This is a genomic window from Pseudomonas sp. BF-B-30 (genome assembly GCF_019956305.1).
In the GTDB taxonomy this organism is placed as follows: domain Bacteria; phylum Pseudomonadota; class Gammaproteobacteria; order Pseudomonadales; family Pseudomonadaceae; genus Aquipseudomonas; species Aquipseudomonas jessenii.
Map to the genome: position 1 here is coordinate 63150 of NZ_JAHBDG010000010.1, position 20818 is coordinate 83967.

The window sequence follows — 20818 nt, forward strand, 5'->3', positions numbered from 1 at the left end:
GGCAATCGCTAGCTTAGGGCCCATCCAACAACAAGACCTCGCTTAAGGAAGGCTTATGCAATTCAGGCTTGCCATCTCCCACCGTGTGCCCTGCGCCTTTGAGTCGACTAAGGGAAACCTTTAGCCGGGTTGAAGTTTTCCCCCCAACGGATGCTGTTCATCTCGATATCGGCGCGGCGCCTACTCACTTACCTTGGGTAGACAAGAGGCGTGTCGTCTTGGCGGGCTGTTCCACTGAGCCCGCCTGGCGCTTTACCCCATAACAACAATAGGTCTGACAATGCTCGAACCCATCGTCCTTTATATCCCTGATGCAATCCGCCTTGCTGCTCAAGAGGGCTCGGTGTTCGGCTGCCGGCATTTTTAGTTTTAGTTCGAATCTGCTCCTATAAATACAGTGCCCAGCACATACAGATGTGGAGAAGTTAGATGTATCAGGTAAAGCAATTTTGCCGTGGGCTCGGTATTGCCGGCGTGTTGGGAATTATCTGTTCGCCATTGACAGCCTATGCCGATGTTGTTGATGACAGTCACTTGAAAGTGGATACGCGAAACTTCTACTTGCACCGTAACTACACCAATACCAATGCGCCGGTTTCTGAAGTGCATAGTTGGTCCCAGGGTTTCGATGCGCAGTTTACCTCCGGTTACACCGATACGGCCCTGGCAATCGGCCTTGATGTGGATGCGCAGTACGCCGTTCGCCTGGATTCGTCGGGCAATGACGGTTCGCTGCCGTACAGCGTCCGCGACCAGCAGACGGCCGATGACTACAGTCGCGCCGGTGCAACCTTCAAGATGCGCTACAGCAAGACCGAGTTGAAGGTTGGTGACCTTCGTCCACAACTGCCGGTGGCGTACGATGACACCAGTCGGCAACTGGATACGATCTATCAAGGCGCCGTGGTCGAGTCCAGGGAAGTCGATGGGTTGACGATGACCGGTGGCCGGTTCTGGTCTGCCGTGACACGGGAATCTTCCAACCACGAGAAGCTGTACAAGTTTGGTTCCACCGATAATCTCGACAGTGACGGCCTGGACTTCGGCGGCGCAACTTACGACATTACCAAGAACCTGCAAGCCAGTTATTTCTACGGCGTGTTGCACGACATTTATCAGCAACACTATTTCGGCCTGATGCATATGGCTGACCTGGGCAGTGGCTACAAACTTAAAACCGACTTGCGCTACTTCAATAACAATGAAGATGGCAATGCCTTGAACGGTGAGATCGACAACCGTTCCTACGGTGCCTTGTTCACCTTGCTCAAAGGCGCCCACATGTTTGGCCTCAGTTACCAGCGCATGCTCGGTGACAGCGTGTTCCCGACGATGAACGGTTTTATCCCGCAACCTTACCTGGTGCACTGGTCATCCCTGGGGTTTGTCCGCCCGGATGAAAAGTCCTGGGGGGCGCGCTACAGCTATGACTTTGCCGGGATGGGCGTGCCTGGGCTGAAGCTCTACACCCGCTATATCAAGGGTACCAACTGGGACCGTGGCAACAACCTGAGCGACAACCAGGAAAGCGAACGCTTTCTGGGGCTCAGCTACGTGGTCCAGAGCGGGGCGCTGCAAGGCCTGGGGCTGGACCTGCGCAACATCGACGTGAAACAGAAATACGGCTACGACTACAACGAATTCCGTGTCGCCACGACCTACACCTGGAAGTTCTGGTAAGCCCGGTCCACCCGGGATTTGCCCCCATAACAATAAGAGGCCTGACCATGTTCGAACCCTTTGTCCTTTGCATCTGCCCCGCAACTTTCCAGTCGTTGTTCTGCGCACCGCTGCGCGCATGAGCGGATTCCAAGAGGAGCAAACACTAGTGAATATCCAGGTCGATAACGCGGTCCTGCAGAAGAAGAAAACCTACATTTACGAGTGGTACGTGGTCGGCCTGTGCATGATCGCCTACATCTTTTCATTTGTGGATCGGCAGATCCTGGCGCTGATGATCGAGCCGATCAAAGCCGACCTGCAGATCAGCGACACCCAGTTCAGCTTGCTGCACGGGCTGGCCTTTTCATTGTTCTACGCGTTCATGGGCATGCCCATCGCCTATCTGGCCGACCGCTTCTCCCGACCGAAGATCATCGCCGTCGGCGTCGTGTTCTGGAGCCTGGCGACTGCAGCCTGCGGCCTGAGCAAGAACTTCCTGCACATGTTCCTCGCCCGCATTGGCGTCGGTGTCGGCGAGGCGGCCCTGTCGCCCTCGGCCTACTCGATGTTCAGCGACATGTTCCCCAAGGAGAAACTCGGCCGCGCCGTGGGCATCTACTCGATCGGCTCGTTCGTCGGTGGTGGCCTGGCCTTCCTGGTGGGCGGCTATGTGATCGCGATGCTCAAGGACATGAACACCATCGAGGTCGCCTTTCTCGGCGCGATGAAGGCCTGGCAGCTGGCGTTCTTCGTTGTCGGCCTGCCCGGCATCGTGGTCGGCCTGTTGATCTGGCTCACCGTGCGCGATCCGGCGCGCAAAGGCCTGCAGGTGGATGCGCAGGGGCGGGCCAAGAAGGTCGGGATGGGCGATGGCCTGCGCTTCCTCGCTCGCCACCGCGCCACCTTCACCTGTCATTACCTGGGCTTTTCATTTTACGCCATGGCCCTGTTCTGCTTGATGAGCTGGAGCCCGGCGCTGTACATCCGCAAGTTCGGCCTGTCGCCGATGGAGGCGGGCTACATGCTCGGCACCGTGCTGTTGGTGGCCAATACCGGCGGGGTGCTGTTCGGTGGATGGCTCACCGATTATCTGGCCAAGAAAGGTCATCAGGACGCTGCCATGCGTACCGGCGTCATCGGCGCCCTCGGCATGGCGGTGCCGGCCGTGCTGTTCTCTCAAGTCGATCAACTGTGGCTGTCGGTGACCCTGTTGGTGCCAGCGATGTTCTTCGCCTCGTTCCCGATGCCGGCGTCCACGGCGGCGATGCAGATCCTCGCACCGAACCAGGTGCGCGCACAGGTCTCGGCCGTGTTCCTGCTGATCAGCAATCTGCTGGGGTTGGGCCTGGGCACCACGCTGGTGGCGCTGTTGACCGACCGCTATTTCGGATCGCCCGCGGCGGTAGGGTCGTCGATGTCGCTGGTGATCGCCGGTGCATCGGCGTTGACCGTGCTGCTGCTCTGGCGTGGTTGCCGTCGTTTTCGCGAAAGTTATGCCCGGGAGTATCCGACCCGGGCTTGATTGGTCATAGTCCACGATCGGCGTCTCGGCCTCGCTCCTGTCAAAGGGAGCGGGGCCGAGACGCTCCACGTCAGGAGAACCCTTGATGTTGAATGACGTACACCTGCTGGAACGGCACAGCCTGCTCAGTTCGGCCGATTACCGCGAGATCAAGGACAAGGTCAGCCAATACCTGTGCCCGCACAGCTTCAACGTGCTGCGTGACGAGCCAATCTACACCCGGCTCAACGGCGTATTCTTCGGCGATTCGGCGCTGCTCGACCTGCGTTATGGCGCGCCGGTGGAGATCACCATCGGCGACATTGCCGATCAGTACCTGTTTCGCATCACCTTGCAGGGGCATTGCGAAGTGGCCCACGGGCGGCGCAGCGCGGCGATGCAGTCGGGCTACCTGAGCGTTTCCTCGCCGTTCGCGCAAAGCCGCATCGTCACCGATGGCGAGTGCCGCAACCTGATCCTGCGTGTCGACCGTGATGCCCTGGAGACGCAGCTGCAACGCCTGCTCGGCCGCAGCCTGCGCCAGTCGGTGATCTTTGATGTCAGCGTCGACCACCTGGGCGCCGGCGTCGTCAGCCTCTATCACACCCTGGACTACATCTGCCGGCTCTACGGCAGCGGCGTTGACGGTTCGCGCCTCGCCAGCGGCCTGTCCGAATACCTGATGCAGTTGCTGCTCACGCAGCTGCCGCATAACTACTCCGCGGATCTGTTGATCGATTCGCGCGTGCCGCTGCCGCACCACGTGAAAAAGGCCCGTGACTACATCGAGGAACACCTCGACGAACCGATCAGCCTGACGACCCTGAGCGAACTGTGTGGTGTCTCGGTGCGCACCTTGCAGAACGGCTTCAACCAGTTCCTCCAGCAGGCGCCGGTCGAGTACATCCGCGACCGGCGCCTGGCGGTCATCCACGAGTCGCTCAAGCAGGGCAGGGCCGGCGAAACCGTCACCGATATCCTGTTGCGTCATGGCATCAACAGCTTCGGGCATTTCTCCAGCGCTTATCGGCAACGCTATGGTTGCCTGCCGTCGGACACCCTGCGGCGGCAGAAGCATTGAGACACCTGCGCAATCGGTCATTCGGCTGCGCAATCGGAGGAGTCTGTGGCGGTGCGGCTCGATAGGATCGAGTCTCTGACAAAAAGGAGTATCTGCATGAATATTACCGTGCTGGGTGGTGGTCACGGCTGTTACGCCGCTGCTGTCGAAATGGCTGAAAAGGGGCACCAGACCCGCCTGTGGCGTCGAGATTCCACAGCGCTCAAAGAGCTGCTGGCCATCGGCAGCCTGACCATCAAGGACTACCGGGGCACTCGCCAGTTGTCAGTCGGCCAGAAGGGCGACAAGTTGTCGTTCACCGACGACCTGGCCGAAGCCCTGGGCGACGCGCAACTGGTGATCATCCCGCTGCCGTCGACCTCCCACGAAGACCTGGCCAGACATGTTGCGCCGCACCTGCACGACGGTCAGGTGGTGTTCCTGCCGCCGGGCACCTTTGGCAGTTTCGTGTTTGCCAAGGCCATGGCCGATGCGGGCAACCGGAGCAAGGTCGCCTTCGCTGAAACCGGTACGCTGCCGTACCTGGTACGCAAGCATGGCGCCAGCGACCTGGTGATCAGCGGCTATGCCACCCGCCTGCCGACCGGTGTATTCCCCAGCAACCTGTCCGAGCATGCTTTTGCGGTGCTGCGTGAAGCCTACCCGAGCGTCGAACCGATTGAAGACGCCCTGAGCGGTGCGTTGATGAACGCAGGACCCATCATCCATCCGCCGCTGATCATGATGAACGCGGGGCCGCTGGAGCATTTCGAGGCCTGGGACATTCACAACGAAGGCACCCAACCGTCGATTCGTCGCGTGACCAACCAGCTTGATGCCGAGCGCATGGCCGTGCGTGAAGCGCTGACCTACGGCGCGCCGCACTTTCCTCTCGCCGACCACTACAACACCACCGAAGGTGATGAGTGGATGTACGGTCGCGGTGCCCATGGCAAGTTGACCGACAGCGGTGACTGGCGCGAGGACATCGACCTGCAGAAGCATCGCTACATGCTTGAAGACACCCGCCTGGGCCTGTCCTTCCTGGTGTCCGTCGGCCGCTGGGCCGGTGTGCCCACCCCGGTCGCGCAGGGCCTGCTGAGCATTGCCTCGGTCGTCGCTGCACGGGATCTCTACGCCGAAGGCCGCACCCTGGAAAACCTCGGTCTGGCCACGCTGAGTCGGGCGCAGATGACCGAACTGCTGACCAGGGGCTACAACTGATGAACGCCGCGCTGCCCCAAGTCAGCGTGGTCGGCGCCGGCCGGATGGGCGAGGGCATTGCCCTGGCGTTCATCCATGCGGGCCTGCCGGTCACCCTCATCGATATCAAGGATCGCGCCGAGGATGAGCGGCACGGCTACTTCGAACGTGTGCGCAACAACATCCGCAGCGAATTGCAGATGCTGGTACGCCTCGGCATGCTCCGGCTGGAACAGGCCGACATCGCGATAGCCCGGTTGACGCTGCAATCCAGATACCAGGCCGTAGAGGCATTGCGCAGGTGCGACCTGGTGTTCGAAGCGGTGCCGGAAGTCATCGCGGTCAAGCAAGAGACCTTCGCCTGGGTCAGCGAGCATGTGCCGGTGTCGACCATCATCGCGTCGACCACCTCGACCTTCCTGGTCACCGAACTGAGCGAAATGGTCAGTGAGCCTGCGCGCTTCGTGAACGCGCACTGGCTCAATCCCGCGTACCTGATGCCGCTGGTGGAAGTCAGCCGCAGCGAAGCGACCTGCCCGCAGGTGGTCGAACGGCTGCTGCAACTGCTCAAGCGCATCGGCAAGGTGCCCGTGGTGTGCAACCCGGTGGCTGGCTACATCGTGCCGCGCATTCAGGCATTGGTGATGAACGAAGCGGCACGGATGGTGGAAGAGGGCGTGGCCAGCGCAGAAGATATCGACACGGCGGTACGCGTCGGCTTTGGTTTGCGCTTCTCGGTGCTGGGCCTGCTTGAGTTCATCGACTGGGGCGGCGGCGACATTTTGTACTACGCCTCGCGTTACCTGAGTGGAGCGCTGTCACCGCGTTTCGAGTCACCACAAGTGATCGCCGACAACATGCAAAACGGCCGCAATGGCTTGCGCGATGGCCAGGGTTTCTACGACTACCGTGACATGGACGTGGACGCCTACAAGCAGCAGCGTCTGGGCGACTTTGTCCGCAAGCTGGAGTTGTCGGGGCTGACGCCTGCGTTCGATGGCGCCTTGAAGCAGGCCTGAGCACCAGGGCCCGGAGGCCGGGCCCTGACACGCTTGACGATTTTCCGGTCCTACAGGCAGTACTGACTGGTGGGCAGCACGTCGATCTTGTCGAAATCGATGAAGCGGCTGCAACTGTCCATCATCGCCGCCAGGTTGCGCTGGAATTTCGCTTCGTCGCCCGCCGCATCGAAAAAGGCCATGGGATCGGTCATGGCCGCTGGCGGGAAACATTCTTCGACGATGGCATCGATCCGTGGAGCGCCGTGGGTCAGTGCCGAGACCACCAGGTTTTGCACGTACTGGAAGTTGGCTTGGGTGTCCACGGCCACCGTCGTGTGATGGTTGCGCCAGATGTCCAGCCAGGCCTCGGGAGTCAGGCGTGGAGGGCGGGTCAGCAGGGCCAGTTGGGCAAACCCGTGGGTACGCTCACCGGGTGTTGCAGGAAAGCGGGTATTGGCGATGGCGACCGACTCGCAGACCAGGTAGGCGGCCATGCGCGCCGTTGCCGCGCTGATCAGGTTATCGAAAGGGCGGCGAGCCGGCCCGTTGGCACTGTCCAGCCACAGCGACAGGCTGCCATCGGGCAATGGTCGGTTGTTTTCCTGGCGCAGGCCGGCGGCTGGTTGCACATCGGCATCGGCCAGGTTCAATTGCACACCACGGGCGCCGAGTGCCTGCAATTGCCCGGCGACCTCACTGCGCAGGCGATGGGCGAAGGTTTCAGGACTGACTTGGGTATCACGCCACAGCAGATAGATGACTTTTTCCATAGCTATCAAACTCCTCGTTGCGGTTGATGGATGGAGCGGCGGTCGTGCTGCCTGGTCCATCCGGATGACCGAAAATCCCTGGCGTCATAGTCAATCAAGGTCAGCGTTGGGTAATACCTCAAACAGACTATTGACCCACACTATGAGGGCAACGGCTGACGCTTCTGGTTCGGGCTCGGCGCCGGGCAGGTCCGCAGAACAGCAGCTAAGCTCTCTTGCGCTGGGGCGGCGCTGGAAGTGTTGCCTCGGGATGTCCATTTCCGGCAAGGGAGCCATCCGCCATGAGTGCCGAACAGAGTCATTACAGTCCGCCGACCCTGCTGGTGGTCGATGACACGCCCGACAACCTGATGCTGATGACGGATCTGCTCAAGGATCGCTACCGGGTCAAGGCTGCCAATAGCGGTGAAAAGGCGTTGCGCATACTGCAGGGCGACGCACTCCCTGACCTGATCCTGCTGGACGTGATGATGCCCGGGCTGTCCGGCCATGAAGTGGCGCAGCAGCTCAAGCGCGACCCGCGTACCCGTGACATTCCCATCATCTTTCTGACGGCCATGGCCGACACCGAAGACGAGATCCATGGCCTGGAACTGGGGGCTGTCGACTACATCACCAAACCAATCAAAGCGGCGCTGGTCCTGGCGCGGGTGGATACCCAGCTCAAGCTCAAGGCGGCTGCAGACTTCCTGCGCGATCACAACGACTATCTGGAGAAGGAAGTGGCGCGTCGGACCCGCGAGGTGATTGCGATCCAGGATGTGGCCATCCAGGCCATGGCTTCACTGGCCGAGACTCGCGATAACGAAACGGGCAACCATATCCGGCGGACCCAGCATTACATCAAGGTGCTGGCCGAGCATCTGCGTGCTCATCCGCGCTTCAGTCACTTTCTCACCGAGGACACCATCGAATTATTGTTCAAGTCGGCGCCGCTGCACGACATCGGCAAGATCGGCATCCCCGACCATATTCTCCTCAAGCCGGGACGCTATACCGAGGAAGAATTCGAGATCATGAAGACTCATACAACGCTGGGACGTGACGCCATCCAGCATGCCGAGGATCAGCTCGGCATTCGCGCCGAGTTCCTCAGCCTGGCCAAGGAGATTGCCTACAGTCACCAGGAAAAATGGGATGGAAGTGGGTATCCGCAAGGGCTGGCGGGTGACGACATCCCCGTCAGCGCCCGGTTGATGGCAGTGGCGGACGTCTATGACGCATTGATCAGCCGTCGGGTCTATAAAGCGGGGATGCCCCACGCGCAGGCCGTCGAGATTATTCGTCAGGGGCGAGGTACGCACTTCGATCCCGATATCTGCGATGCCTTCCTCGATTGCCTCGAACAGTTCCAGACCATTGCCGAGCGCTTCGCCGATACCGACCAGGACATGGCCGGCAAGCGGGCTGCTCTGGAACGTATCGGCCAGACTCCGTGAACCCGCCATTGCCCCTTCGTCAGTGTTTTCATCAGGTCCACGAGGATAGTCATGGCCGGATTGCGTACCCTGCTTGAGCGCCTCGCGCTGCTTCACAAACTGATCCTGGGGTTCTCGGCGCTGCTGCTGTTGGTGCTGGTGCTCGGTGTGCAAAGCCTGCGCACCCAGCAATCGCTGAAGCAGGACATGCAGAACCTCTATCTGCAGGAACTGGTCGGCATGGAGCACTTGCAGGAAGCCCGTGTGCAATTGCCCCATATGATGCAAGCACTGCAGCGTGCGGTGGGCACCGACAGCGCGCAGATTCGCGTCGAATCCCTGCAGCAACTGCATGATATCCGCGAAGGCCTGCAGCAGGCCGTGGCCCGCGCCAAAGTGACCTTAAGGCGCGCGGATAATCTGGCGCGCCTCGCCGAGCTCGACCTGCTGCTGCAACAGTTGCAGCGTCATAGCGACCAGGCCTTTCTATCGATCGACCAGGGCCAGCAGAACAAGGCGTTGGTACTGCTCAATAGCAGTGAATTCCAGCAACTTGCCCGGCAGGCCGACGGCCTTTTGTACGCGATCGTCCAGATCAAGGAAGCCTCGATTCGCGACACGGCCAAGGACATTGCCGAGTTTGCCGAACACAGCACCAGGTTGACCTACGTACTGTTGTTCGGTGGTTTGTCGCTGGCGTTGCTGTTGTCCTGGGTCGTCAGCCAGTCGATCCGCAATCCACTGAACCGGGTGCGGGTGGCGGTAGACCAATTGGCCGAGGGGCAGCTCGATCAACCGATTCCCCACACCGACCTGAACAACGAAACCGGCGATCTGGCGCGGGCCATCGCCAAACTGCAGACCGAATCCCAACAGCTTGAGCGCCAGCGCTGGATCAAGGCGCATACCGCCCAATTGCAGGTCGATCTGCAGCAGGCAGAAACCCCGGCCGAACTGGCGCACGTGTTCCTGCAATGCATGGCCAGCCTGCACGGAATCTGCCAGGGGGTGCTGTACAGCGCGCAGGAGGATTCCGGCACGCTGCTGTTGATGGGGCGTTATGCCACCGATTCCGAGCGGCCACCCGAGGCGCAAGTCATGTTCGGCGATGGCCTGTTGGGCCAGTGCGCGGTGGATCGCGTGCCGCGTCAGTTTCAGGCGATGCCGGATCAATACTGGCGTTTGCGCTCGCCCCTTGGCGAGGTCCCGGCCCGTTGCCTGCTGCTGCAACCCATTGTCCGTGGCGAGCGGCTGCTGGGGGTGCTCGAACTGGCCGGGCTGGAGCCCCTGGGCGAGCGTGAACTGCTGCTGTTGCAGGAAGCCACCCCACGTTTGGCCGCAGCCATGGCGATTCTGGAGCGCAATCAGGCGGTCAAGACCCTGTTGGCGGAAACCCGTCGCCAGGCCAATGAAATGGCGGAACAGGCGCTGCAACTGGAGCAGCAGGCGCAGGCACTGGAAACCCAGCAATCGGCGTTGCGCGCCACCGAGGCCTGGTATCGCGGGATTATCGAAGCGGCGCCGGACGGCATGCTGGTGGTCGATGCCCAAGGACAGATCCTGCGCACCAATCGCCAACTGGATCAGCTGTTCGGCTATAGCGCCGGTGAGCTGCTCGGCGAGTCCATCGATCGTTTGGTGCCGTTGGCCAGCAGAGGGTGCCACGAGGCGCTGCGCAAGGGCTTCATGGCCCACGGCGCCACTCGCCAGATGGGGGCCAACCTGGACGACCTGCAAGGCGTGCGCAAAGACGGAAGTCTGTTCTCGGCAGAGATCAGCCTGTCGCATCTGCCGAGCCTGGAAGGGGACGGCGTATGCGTGTGCGCGTCGGTGCGCGACGTGAGTGAACGGCGTCATCTGCAGGCGGCACTCAAGACCAGTGAGGCACAGTTGCGCGCAGTACTCGACAGCAGCCCGGTGGCCATGGTGATCAGGGACGTCGATGGCCGTCCGACCTACTGCAATCCGCAGTTCGACAGTCTGTTCGGGACTCGTCTGGCTGAACTCGAAGGTGCGGATCCGGCGCAGTTCTGGGTCGACCCGCAGGCACACCAGCGCTTTCTTGAAGCGGCAGCGCAAGGTGCAGTGCTGAACTTCGAGACCACCCTGCAGCGCGCTGGAGGCGAGCGCTTCGACGTACTGGTTTCGGCCGTCACGATGACGCTGGGGGAGCGGGGCATGGGGGCCAACTGGTACTTTGACATCACCGACCGCAAGACCGCTGAGGCCGAGGTGCAGCGCGCGCGGGAGGCCGCAGAAGAGGCGACCCGGGCCAAGAGCAACTTCCTGGCCACCATGAGCCACGAGATCCGCACACCGATGAACGCCATCATCGGCATGAGCTACCTGGCATTGCGAACCGAGCTCGACCACCGCCAGCGCAACTACATCGAAAAGGTCCATCGCTCGGCGGAATACCTGTTGGTGATCATCAACGACATCCTCGACTTCTCCAGGATCGAGGCCGGCAAAATGCACCTGGAGCACATTCCCTTCCACCTCGAGGCCGTGCTCGACGGCTTTGCCAGCATGATCGGCCTCAAAGCCGAGGACAAAGGCCTGGAATTGCTGTTCAACACCGATGCCGAGCTGCCGACCGCCTTGATCGGCGACCCGTTGCGCCTTGGCCAGGTGCTGATCAACCTGGGCAACAATGCGACGAAGTTCACCGAGCAGGGCGAGATCGTGCTCGGCGTAGAGCACCGGGGCGCGGCAGGAGAGCAGGCGCAGCTGCATTTCTGGGTACGCGACACCGGGATCGGCATGAACGCCGAGCAATGCTCGCGCCTGTTTCAACCCTTCAGCCAGGCCGATAGCACCACCACCCGCAAATACGGTGGCACCGGGTTGGGCCTGGCCATCTCTCGGCATCTGGTGGAATTGATGGGCGGGCGCATTTGGGTAGAGAGCGAGCCGGGCCTTGGTTCCACTTTCCATTTCGAGGTGAGCCTGGGGGTGCAGCGCGACAGCCATTTACGGCGCATGGTGACCGCCGACGAATTGCTGGGCAGCCGTGTGTTGGTGGTCGATGACAACGCCAGCGCGCGGGAGATCCTGTCCAGCATGGCGCGCAGTTTTGGCGTGGAGGTGGACGTCGCGCAAAGCGGCCGGGCCGCACTGGCCATGCTGGTGGACGCCGAAGCGAAGGTGCTGCCCTATGATCTGGTGCTGATGGATTGGCGCATGCCTGGCATGGACGGCGTGGAAACGGTGCGGCAGATGCAGGCCGCCAAACTGGCGCAAACGCCGTCGGTGATCATGGTCACGGCGTTCGGTCGCGAGGAAGCCCGCGAAGAGGCCAGTCGGTATGGCATTCATTTGCCGGTGGTACTGACCAAACCGGTGACGCCGTCCACTTTGCTTGAGGCGCTGGGCACGGTGCTCGGCAAGATCCCCCAGGCCAATACCCGGGCCAGCTCGCGACTCGGCCAGAGTGCCAGCGCCATGGCCAGCCTGCGTGGCGCGCGACTGCTGTTGGTCGAAGACAATGAGCTGAACCGCGAGCTGGCCTGTGAACTGCTGGAGAGCGCCGGGATCGAGCTGTGCCTGGCCGTTCACGGCGCAGAAGCGCTCGACAAACTGGAGCGTGACGCTGACTTCGATGGTGTGTTGATGGACTGCCAGATGCCGGTGATGGACGGTTATACCGCGACCCGCAAGATACGTGAGCAGCCACGCTGGGCGAATCTGCCGGTGATCGCCATGACTGCCGACGCCATGGCGGGGGACCGCGAGCGGGCGTTGGCCTGCGGCATGAACGCCCACATCTCCAAACCCTTGAACGTCGACGACATGTTTGCCACGTTGGCCAAGTGGATACATCCGCGAGCTGACCGAGGCGCGATGTCGGCCGACGTTTCGCCGGTCACCACGGAGTCAGCGGCGAGCCTGCCAGCCAGCCTTCCCGGCATTGATTTGAAAGCGGGCCTGGGCACCTGCATGGGCAAGGTCGAGCTCTATCTGCGCCTGCTGCGCAAGTTTCGCTCCAGCCACCAGGCTTTTTACGCCGAGTTCCTGGCTGCCCGAGGCCAGGGCGATCGTTCGACGACGGTCAGGCTGGCCCATACCCTGCGCGGAACGGCGGGCAACATTGGTGCCGTTGAAGTGGCGAATGCAGCCGCCGCACTGGAGCAGGCGTGTCTGAACGATGGGACGAGCGATGGGGTGGAGCAGGACCTGGCTGACCGGCTGGTGGAGGTCGAGCGTTGCCTGACAACGGTGCAGGAAGGCTTATCGGTGCTCGGCGAGCCGACGTCGTGCGCAGACTCATCAAGCGTGCCACCGGGCAGCGAATGGCACGCGCAATTGGCCCACGTCCGGTCTCTGCTGGCCGAGAGCGACACCCAGGCGCTGACGGCCTTGCTCAAACTGCAGGGGCTGGCTTCAGACCCGCGGATGACCGAGCAATTGCTTCGGGTTGTGCGGCAAGCGGAGTGCTTCGATTTTGATCAGGCGCTGGAGCTGCTTGAAAACCTGTCCTGAGGAATCAACGCAACTTCAGCGGATCGACCATCTGCGCCGCGATGGCCATGCCCACCAGGTCCGGCAGCGTGTTGGCCTGCATGCGTTTCATGACGCGCGCGCGATACAGATCAACGGTTTTTGCACTTACGCCCAGTTGCTCCGCGATTTCGCGGGTGGTGTAACCCTGCACCAATGGCAACAGGATATCGCGCTCGCGCGGGGTCAAAGTCAACAAGCGCGCCTGCAAGGCTTCGTGGCCCTGGTTGCCCGAACGGTTGGCGGCACAGTTGCTGAGCGCCTGTTGCACGCTGTCCAGCAACAGCTGTTCGTTGTAGGGCTTCTCGATAAAGTCATGGGCACCGGCCTTGAACGCGCGCACCACGATCGGCACATCCGCATGCCCGCTGACGAAGATGATGGGCAGGTTCAGTTGGCGCACACGCATTTCTTCCTGCACGTTCAACCCGCCCATACCGGGCATGCGAACGTCCAGCAGCACACAAGCATCGAGGCTTGCATCGCAGGCATCGAGGAACGCGACGCCACTGGTAAACGGCAAGGCCTTGAGCCCGACCGACTCCAGTAACCAGACCGTCGATTCGAGCATGCCCTGGTCATCATCGACCACGTACACAACGTGCTCCGTTACACCTGCCATTACCTGATTCCTATTGTTGTTTTGTTGGGCCGGCAAGCGGCAAGCGGCAACACATCAGCAGCCCGACAGGCTGGCGCCGGGCATTCAATTCGCCACCGAAACCTTCGATGATGCTGCGGCTCATGGACAGACCGAGCCCCAGGCCATCGGCCTTGCTGGTGTAAAACGGGGTAAATATCTGTTCCAGTTCCGGCTCGCTGACGCCCGGCCCCTGGTCTCGCACACTGATTTCCACGCAGGCGCCACTGCCATGCTCCACGGCCATCACGATCACAGACGGTTGCCCGGGATGTTGCTCACGGTTGGCATCGATGGCATTGCGCAACAAATTGAGCAGCACCTGTTCCAGTAACACGCGGTCGGCATAAACGGGTGGCAGATTATCCGGCAGTCGATCCTCGATTGTCACTTGGCAATTACTCGCCTCCCAGGCACACAAACGCACGGCTTCGCGGGCGACGTCGGTCAAGTTCAGCGCCTGCATGCGACGCTGTCCCTTACGCAAAAAGGAGCGTAACCGTCGGATCACTTCGGAGGCATGGGTGGCGTGATGGGTAATGCGTTCCAGGCCCTGGGTCACTCTGGCAGCGGCCTGGGGATTGGAATCCAGCGTTTGCAGATAGCGCTGGCTTGCATTCGCATAGTTGACCACGGCAGCCAGCGGCTGGTTGATTTCGTGGGCGATCCCCGAGGCCAGTTCACCGAGAGTGACCAGCCGTGCGGTGTGTGCCAGTTCGTCCTGATGACGGCGCTGTTGCACTTCCCGCAGCTCGCGCTCGGTCATGTCGCGCGCGACCAATGAGTAATAACGCTCACCGCCGGCGGAACGGTGTGCCAGCAGTACCAGCGACACCGGCACCGATGTGCCCCCGCCCGGTGGTTGCAAACGCGCATCGGTGCTCCAGACACCGTCGCGCTCGGCGCGCTTCCAGCCATCGCGTTGCAGGCGCGCAAGGTCGCCGCTTGCGAACAACGTGGCCAGGGCCGGCATGGGTTGTTGCTCATCAATCCCGAGGATGCGTCGCGCGGCTGGATTGAGGTAAGTGACCTGGCCCTCGGGAGCGATGAACAACACCGGGTCAATGTTGGCCTCGACCACTTCGGCCAGGCGTCGCTTGTTCTCCTCGGCCTGCACCCGGGCCGTGATGTCCCGGGATATGCTGACGATTTCGACCACCGCCCCGGTGTAGGTTTCGCGGATCGCCCGGCTGGCGGTTTCGAACCACAGGTAGTGGCCGTCGCGATGGCGAATGCGATAGGTCATGGTGTGATAGCCATCCTGCTCCAGCGCATCGCGCGCGCGCTGCACCAGAGCGGCCAGGTCCTGGCTATGAAACAGGCCCTGGGCCATTTGCCCGCGCAACTCTTCGGGCCAGTAACCGAGCAGGGTCCAGGACGCCGGTGATGCATCGATAACGCGACCTTCGGGGGTGTGACGGGATATCAGGTCAGTCGTGTTTTCGATGATCAGCCGGTACAGCCGTCGTGCGGTGGCCGCTTCACGCTCCGCCAGCACTTGCGCCGTGGCGTCGCGGCAACGGGCGAGCACTCGGTTGTCCTGGGGATCGGGAATGAACGTCCAGATCAGTATCTGCGTTTCAAACTGAGCCTCGACACCTTCGACGGCGCGTTGCTGGTCCAGGCAGGCACGCACCAGCACCCGATGATTGACCGGTAAAAAGCCCAACACATCGGTCAGTGACTTCTCGGCGAGCAGCGCCATCAGTGCCGCGTTGAACTCCAGCGGTCGACCTTGCGCATCGAGCAACAGGCTCGGTTGCGGATCGTGACCCAACAGTGGCGAACCACGCAGCAGGCCGTTGACGCTGCTCAGCAGCGTCGTCAGCAAATCCTGCACCCAGCCCAGCCAATCGAGACTCACGCCCTCGCGCACTTCCACCAGCAACAAGCCCGGCTGCCCCGGCTGCAAGGCCAGATCAAATACCTGGCCATGGCTGATCGCGGCCCGGCGCAACCGGCCGGACAACCAGCAATCGAGTTGACGGACTTGAGCCAGGTCCAGGCGGCCTGCCTCGACCAGATGCTCGAAGAGCAACTGGTCGCTGGCCAGCGCCGGGTCGCCAAGTCCCGGCGGCAAATGCTGGGCGGCGCCCTCATGGCTGTAGATCCGCGCATTGGGCTGCCAGCTCAGGTAAACCGCCCGCTGCACCTCAGGGCAATCCTGCAGCGCCCGACACAACGCATCGGCCCGGGCGGCCAGAGACACACCCTCGCGCTGCAGGCGCAACCAACTGTGCAATCGAACGGGCGTCAGGGTCATTGCGGGTCCACTTTCTCAGGGAAACCAAGCATATACCAGCCTTGGAGCGTTGGCGGCATTGATTCGGACTTAATAGAAATAGATATAGTACAAGTACTATACGACGTAGGTTCTACTTCCATATTGATGACGCGGTGTTATATAAAGTCATCCGGACTTTGAAGGTGACTGCGGCGACTACGCTGCAAGGTCAACCATAGAGCTAACAATCAGCCATCGAGTACCCGCACATGTCTATCTATGACCAAGGCCTTGGCCCTTCGGCTGTCAATCACATTGCCTTGTCTCCGCTGAGTTTCATCGAGCGCACCGCCAGCACTTATCCCGATCACCTCGCCGTAATCCACGGTTCGATTCGCCGCACCTGGGCGCAGACCTACACCCGTTGCCGACGCCTGGCCTCGGCGCTGGCCGGTCGCGGTATCGGCAAGGACGACACGGTGGCGGTGATGCTGCCCAACATTCCCGAGATGCTTGAAGTGCATTTCGGTGTGCCGATGATCGGCGCCGTGCTCAACCCGCTCAACGTGCGCCTCGATGCCGAGGCGATCGCATTCATGCTGCAGCATGGCGAAGCCAGGGTGTTGATTACCGACCGCGAGTTCCATGATGTGATCCAGGCGGCGCTTGGCATGCTGGATCACCCGCCTTTGGTGATCGACGTCAATGACCCGGAATACGGTGAAGGTCAGGCCGCGAGCGACCTTGACTACGAAGCGCTGTTGGCCGAAGGCGACCCGGCATTCGACTGGCAATGGCCGGGCGACGAGTGGCAGGCCATTTCGCTGAATTACACTTCAGGCACCACCGGCAACCCCAAGGGCGTGGTCTACCACCATCGCGGCGCTTACCTGAGCGCATTGGGCAACCAGATGACCTGGGCCATAGGCAACCATCCGGTGTACCTCTGGACCCTGCCGATGTTCCATTGCAATGGCTGGTGCTATCCATGGACCATCACCGCCCTGGCGGGTGTGCACGTTTTCCTGCGCCGGGTCGATCCACAGAAAATCCTCACGCTGATCCGCGAGCATCAGGTCACTCACCTGTGCGGTGCGCCGATTGTGCTCAATGCACTGGTGAACATGCCCGAATCAGCGAAAGCGGCCATCGATCACCCGGTCAATGCCTTGGTCGCGGGCGCAGCGCCACCGGCCAAAGTCATCGGTGCCGTCGAAGAGATGGGCATCAAGGTCACCCATGTGTTTGGCCTGACCGAAACCTATGGCCCGGTGACGGTCTGCGCCTGGCACGCCGAATGGGATGAGTTTTCCCTGGAGGAGAGGGCGCAGATCAAGTCGCGACAGGGCGTGCGCTACCCGACGCTGGAAGGCTTGATGGTCGGCGATAGCACAACGCTGGAGCCAACCCCGCGTGACGGCCAGACTATCGGTGAGATTTTCATACGCGGTAACACCGTCATGAAGGGCTACCTGAAGAACCCGAGCGCCACTGCCGAAGCGTTCGAAGGCGGCTGGTTCCACACCGGTGACCTGGCCGTCTGGCATCCTGACGGTTACGTCGAAATCAAGGACCGGCTCAAGGACATCATCATCTCGGGCGGCGAGAACATTTCCACCATCGAACTTGAAGGGGTGCTCTATCGCCACCCGGGTGTGATGGAAGCAGCCGTGGTCGCCCGTCCCGATGAGAAATGGGGCGAAACGCCCTGCGCCTTCGTCACCTTGAAGGCTGATCACCAGGACGTTCGCGAGGCTGACATCATCAGTTTCTGTCGTGAGCATCTGGCCGGATTCAAAGTACCGCGCACGGTGATCTTCACGCTCTTGCCAAAGACTTCCACAGGCAAGATCCAGAAGTATGTGTTGCGCGAGCGGGCCAAGGCGCTCTGACCCGATCTGACATTGCATCCATCTGGCAGCAGGTGTTTGACCTGCTGCTGCGGGTTCGTGCAGGCCGAGTTCGGCTGTGCCCTGCCCATGACACAACCGTGCCAACGAGGTTTACGTTATGCCCGAATTCAAAGTCCCGCTGCGCGACATGCGCTTTGTGCTGCACGAAGTGTTCGATGCTCCGGCCATGTGGGCGCGCCTGCCGGCCTTGACCGACAGCATCGACACCGATACGGCAGACGCCATTCTCGAGGAGGCGGCCAAAGTCACCTCGCACCTGATTGCGCCCCTCAATCGCAGTGGCGACGAAGAAGGCGCGCAGTGGCATGAAGGCCGGGTCACCACCCCCATCGGTTTCAAACAGGCTTACGCAACCTACATCGAAGGCGGTTGGGTGGGACTGTCCGGCAACCCCGGGTTTGGTGGCATGGGCATGCCGAAAATGCTGGCCGTGCAATTCGAAGAGATGCTCTACGGCGCCAACTCAAGTTTTGCGCTGTATTCCGCATTGAGTTCCGGTGCCTGCCTGGCGCTGGACGCCCACGCCAGCGATGCCCTGAAAAACCTCTATCTGCCGCCGATGTATGAAGGCCGCTGGGCCGGCTCCATGTGCCTCACCGAGGCCCATGCCGGTACCGACCTGGGGCTGATCCGCACCCGCGCCGAACCTCAGACTGACGGCAGCTACAAGATCACCGGCAGCAAGATTTTCATCACCGGGGGCGATCAGGACCTGACTGAAAACATCGTTCATCTGGTACTGGCCAAACTGCCGGACGCGCCTGCTGGCCCGAAGGGCATTTCGCTGTTTGTCGTACCTAAAGTCCTGGTCAATGCCGACGGTTCCCTCGGCGCGGCCAACGCCGTGAGTTGCGGTTCGATCGAACACAAGATGGGCATCAAGGCCTCGGCCACCTGCGTGATGAACTTCGACGGCGCCAGTGGCTGGCTGGTCGGTGAAGAGAACAAAGGCTTGGCGGCGATGTTCACCATGATGAATTACGAACGCCTGTCGATTGGCATTCAGGGCATCGGCTGCGCCGAGGCGTCTTACCAGAGCGCCGTCACCTATGCTCGCGAACGCGTTCAAGGTCGGGCTCCCACCGGTGCCTTGGCCCCGGACAAACCGGCCGACCCGATCATCGCTCACCCGGATGTGCGGCGCATGCTGCTGGGCATGAAAGCCATGACCGAAGGCGGTCGCGCATTCGCCTGCTATGTCGGGCAACAACTGGATCTGTCGAAGTTTTCCGACGATGCCAGCGAGCGCGATTGCGCGCAGATCCTGGTTGCGCTGCTGACGCCAGTGGCCAAGGCGTTTTTTACCGACACCGGCCTGGAAAGCTGCATCAACGGCCAGCAGGTTTTCGGCGGCCATGGCTACATTCGCGAATGGGGTCAGGAACAATTGGTCCGTGATGTGCGCATTGCACAGATCTACGAAGGCACCAATGGCATCCAGGCATTGGACCTGCTCGGACGCAAAGTGCTGGCCAACGATGGCGTCGCGCTACGCCTGTTCGCTCGGGAAGTGCGCCACTTCGCGCTGCACCACGAAAGCGCGTATGGCAGCGAACTGCTGAAGGCCCTGGAACGCCTGGAGGGCCTCAGCAACTGGCTGCTGGAGCGGGCCAAAGCCAACGCCAACGAAGTCGGCGCAGCCTCCGTGGAGTACCTGCACCTGTTCGGCTATGTCGCCTACGCCTACATGTGGTCGCGCATGGCCGCCGTGGCCCGGTCCAGACTTGACCGGGACCCGCCGTTCTACGCTGCCAAACTGGCCACCGCCGAGTTCTACTTCGCCCGCCTGCTGCCACGGACGCTGAGCCTGGAAGCCAGCATCCGCGCCGGCAGTGCACCCCTGTACGGCCTTGCTGACGAACAGTTCTGACGATTGAGCGTTGCGCGGCGCCTTGCCACTCCCCGGGCCCGCGCTTTTTATTCACTGGCCCTCTCAAAGTACGGCAGGAAAGCCTGATGAATATGCAAACAAGTACAACGCAAGGTCACTTGAACTGGGACGACATGCGCTTCTTTCTCGAGGTCGCTCGTGCCCGCACCGCCAGCGGTGCAGCCCGCCGCCTGGGGGTGGACTACACCACGGTAGCGCGACGCATCCGCGCCCTGGAGCAGAGCCTGGGCGCCATGTTGTTCGAGAAATCGCGAACCGCGGGCTTCGTGCTGACCGTGGAGGGGCAGCGCCTGGTCTGCCACGCCGAAACCCTGGAAAGTACACTGCTGGTAGCCTGCGAACAGGTTTTCGGCACCACCGGAGGGCTTGCCGGGCACCTGCGCATCGGCTGTACCGAAGCCTTCGGGTCCTGTTTCATCGCAGCGCAGATGAGCCACTTCCTCGAGCACTACCCGAATATCTCGGCGGATATTTTGCCGGTCCCGCACTTCGTCAACCTGTCACGGCGTGAGGCGGACATCGCCATCACCCTGGAACGGCCCGAGCGCGGTCCGTACGTGTGCTCGCGGCTGTGCGATTACCGCTTGCGTGTGTATGCGACGCCGGAGTACCTGGCCAGTCATCCGCCGATTGGCTGTCGCGAGGATCTGGCCGGTCACCCGTTCGTGACCTACGTCGATGATCTGGCCTTCAGCTTCAAGCTGCTCTACCTGAACGACCTGATGCTCGGCGCGCGCAGCCGCCTGCGCAGCACCAGCGTGGTCGCCCAGTACCATGCGGCTCTGGAAGGGCGGGCGCTGGCGATCCTGCCTTGCTTCCTCGCCGGTCCCGACCCGCGCCTGTGCGAGGTGCTGCCGGATCAGGTGGAGGTCACGCGACAGTTCTGGATGTACTACTGTGAGGACCTGCGCAACCTCAAGAGGATTACCCTGGTGGCCGACTACCTGCGCACCTGCGCGGAGCTCAATCGTCCGCTGCTGATGGGCGAGTCACACGAGATGGTCTACCCGCCGTTGCTCTGAGTTGCAGGTCTGG

The 20818-nt window shown here is 61.6% G+C and carries 13 protein-coding genes; 10 read left to right on the plus strand and 3 right to left on the minus strand.

Annotated elements, in window-relative coordinates:
* The first annotated feature begins 429 nt into the window (after window positions 1-429).
* From KGB29_RS06330 to KGB29_RS06350, 5 genes are all read left to right on the plus strand, one after another.
* A complete protein-coding gene (locus KGB29_RS06330) occupies window positions 430-1680 on the plus strand; it encodes an OprD family outer membrane porin (protein ID WP_150813931.1) in 1251 nt (416 codons plus the stop codon).
* Window positions 1681-1828: 148 nt separating this feature from the next.
* Window positions 1829-3184 (plus strand): spinster family MFS transporter, encoded by a 1356-nt coding sequence (locus KGB29_RS06335; RefSeq protein ID WP_150813932.1) that lies wholly within the window; start codon window positions 1829-1831, stop codon window positions 3182-3184.
* 85 nt (window positions 3185-3269) lie between these two features.
* Window positions 3270-4244: an AraC family transcriptional regulator gene (locus KGB29_RS06340; protein ID WP_150813933.1), complete on the plus strand. Its 975-nt coding sequence runs from the start codon at window positions 3270-3272 to the stop codon at window positions 4242-4244.
* A 96-nt stretch (window positions 4245-4340) separates the two neighbouring features.
* Window positions 4341-5447, plus strand: coding sequence for an NAD/NADP-dependent octopine/nopaline dehydrogenase family protein (locus tag KGB29_RS06345; RefSeq protein WP_150813934.1), 1107 nt, complete (start codon window positions 4341-4343; stop codon window positions 5445-5447).
* Window positions 5447-6445, plus strand: a complete 999-nt coding sequence (locus KGB29_RS06350) for a 3-hydroxybutyryl-CoA dehydrogenase (protein WP_150813935.1) — start codon at window positions 5447-5449, stop codon at window positions 6443-6445. The genes KGB29_RS06345 and KGB29_RS06350 overlap by 1 nt, the downstream gene beginning before the upstream one ends.
* Window positions 6446-6495: 50 nt before the next feature.
* Here KGB29_RS06350 and KGB29_RS06355 read toward each other — a convergent pair whose 3' ends face one another.
* Window positions 6496-7197 (minus strand): EthD domain-containing protein, encoded by a 702-nt coding sequence (locus KGB29_RS06355; protein ID WP_150813936.1) that lies wholly within the window; start codon window positions 7195-7197, stop codon window positions 6496-6498.
* A 281-nt stretch (window positions 7198-7478) separates the two neighbouring features.
* Between KGB29_RS06355 and KGB29_RS06360 the strand changes: the two genes are divergently transcribed.
* Both KGB29_RS06360 and KGB29_RS06365 read left to right on the plus strand, forming a co-directional pair.
* Window positions 7479-8636 carry an HD-GYP domain-containing protein gene (locus KGB29_RS06360; RefSeq protein ID WP_150813937.1) on the plus strand — a complete coding sequence of 386 codons (1158 nt, stop codon included), beginning with the start codon at window positions 7479-7481 and terminating at the stop codon, window positions 8634-8636.
* Window positions 8637-8687: 51 nt separating this feature from the next.
* Complete coding sequence (locus tag KGB29_RS06365; RefSeq protein ID WP_150813938.1) at window positions 8688-13097, plus strand: response regulator; 4410 nt, start codon at window positions 8688-8690, stop codon at window positions 13095-13097.
* Window positions 13098-13101: 4 nt separating this feature from the next.
* Here the strand turns inward: KGB29_RS06365 and KGB29_RS06370 are convergent, their stop codons facing one another.
* A complete protein-coding gene (locus tag KGB29_RS06370; protein WP_102672425.1) occupies window positions 13102-13737 on the minus strand; it encodes a response regulator transcription factor in 636 nt (211 codons plus the stop codon).
* Window positions 13738-13747: 10 nt separating this feature from the next.
* Window positions 13748-16018: a PAS domain-containing sensor histidine kinase gene (locus KGB29_RS06375; protein ID WP_150813939.1), complete on the minus strand. Its 2271-nt coding sequence runs from the start codon at window positions 16016-16018 to the stop codon at window positions 13748-13750.
* A gap of 230 nt (window positions 16019-16248) precedes the next feature.
* Here KGB29_RS06375 and KGB29_RS06380 point away from each other — a divergent pair, with 230 nt between their 5' ends.
* From KGB29_RS06380 to KGB29_RS06390, 3 genes are all read left to right on the plus strand, one after another.
* Window positions 16249-17871 carry an acyl-CoA synthetase gene (locus KGB29_RS06380; protein ID WP_150813940.1) on the plus strand — a complete coding sequence of 541 codons (1623 nt, stop codon included), beginning with the start codon at window positions 16249-16251 and terminating at the stop codon, window positions 17869-17871.
* Between the two features lie 118 nt (window positions 17872-17989).
* Window positions 17990-19762: an acyl-CoA dehydrogenase C-terminal domain-containing protein gene (locus tag KGB29_RS06385; protein WP_150813941.1), complete on the plus strand. Its 1773-nt coding sequence runs from the start codon at window positions 17990-17992 to the stop codon at window positions 19760-19762.
* Between the two features lie 86 nt (window positions 19763-19848).
* Window positions 19849-20805, plus strand: a complete 957-nt coding sequence (locus tag KGB29_RS06390; protein ID WP_150813942.1) for a LysR family transcriptional regulator — start codon at window positions 19849-19851, stop codon at window positions 20803-20805.
* Window positions 20806-20818: the final 13 nt, after the last annotated feature.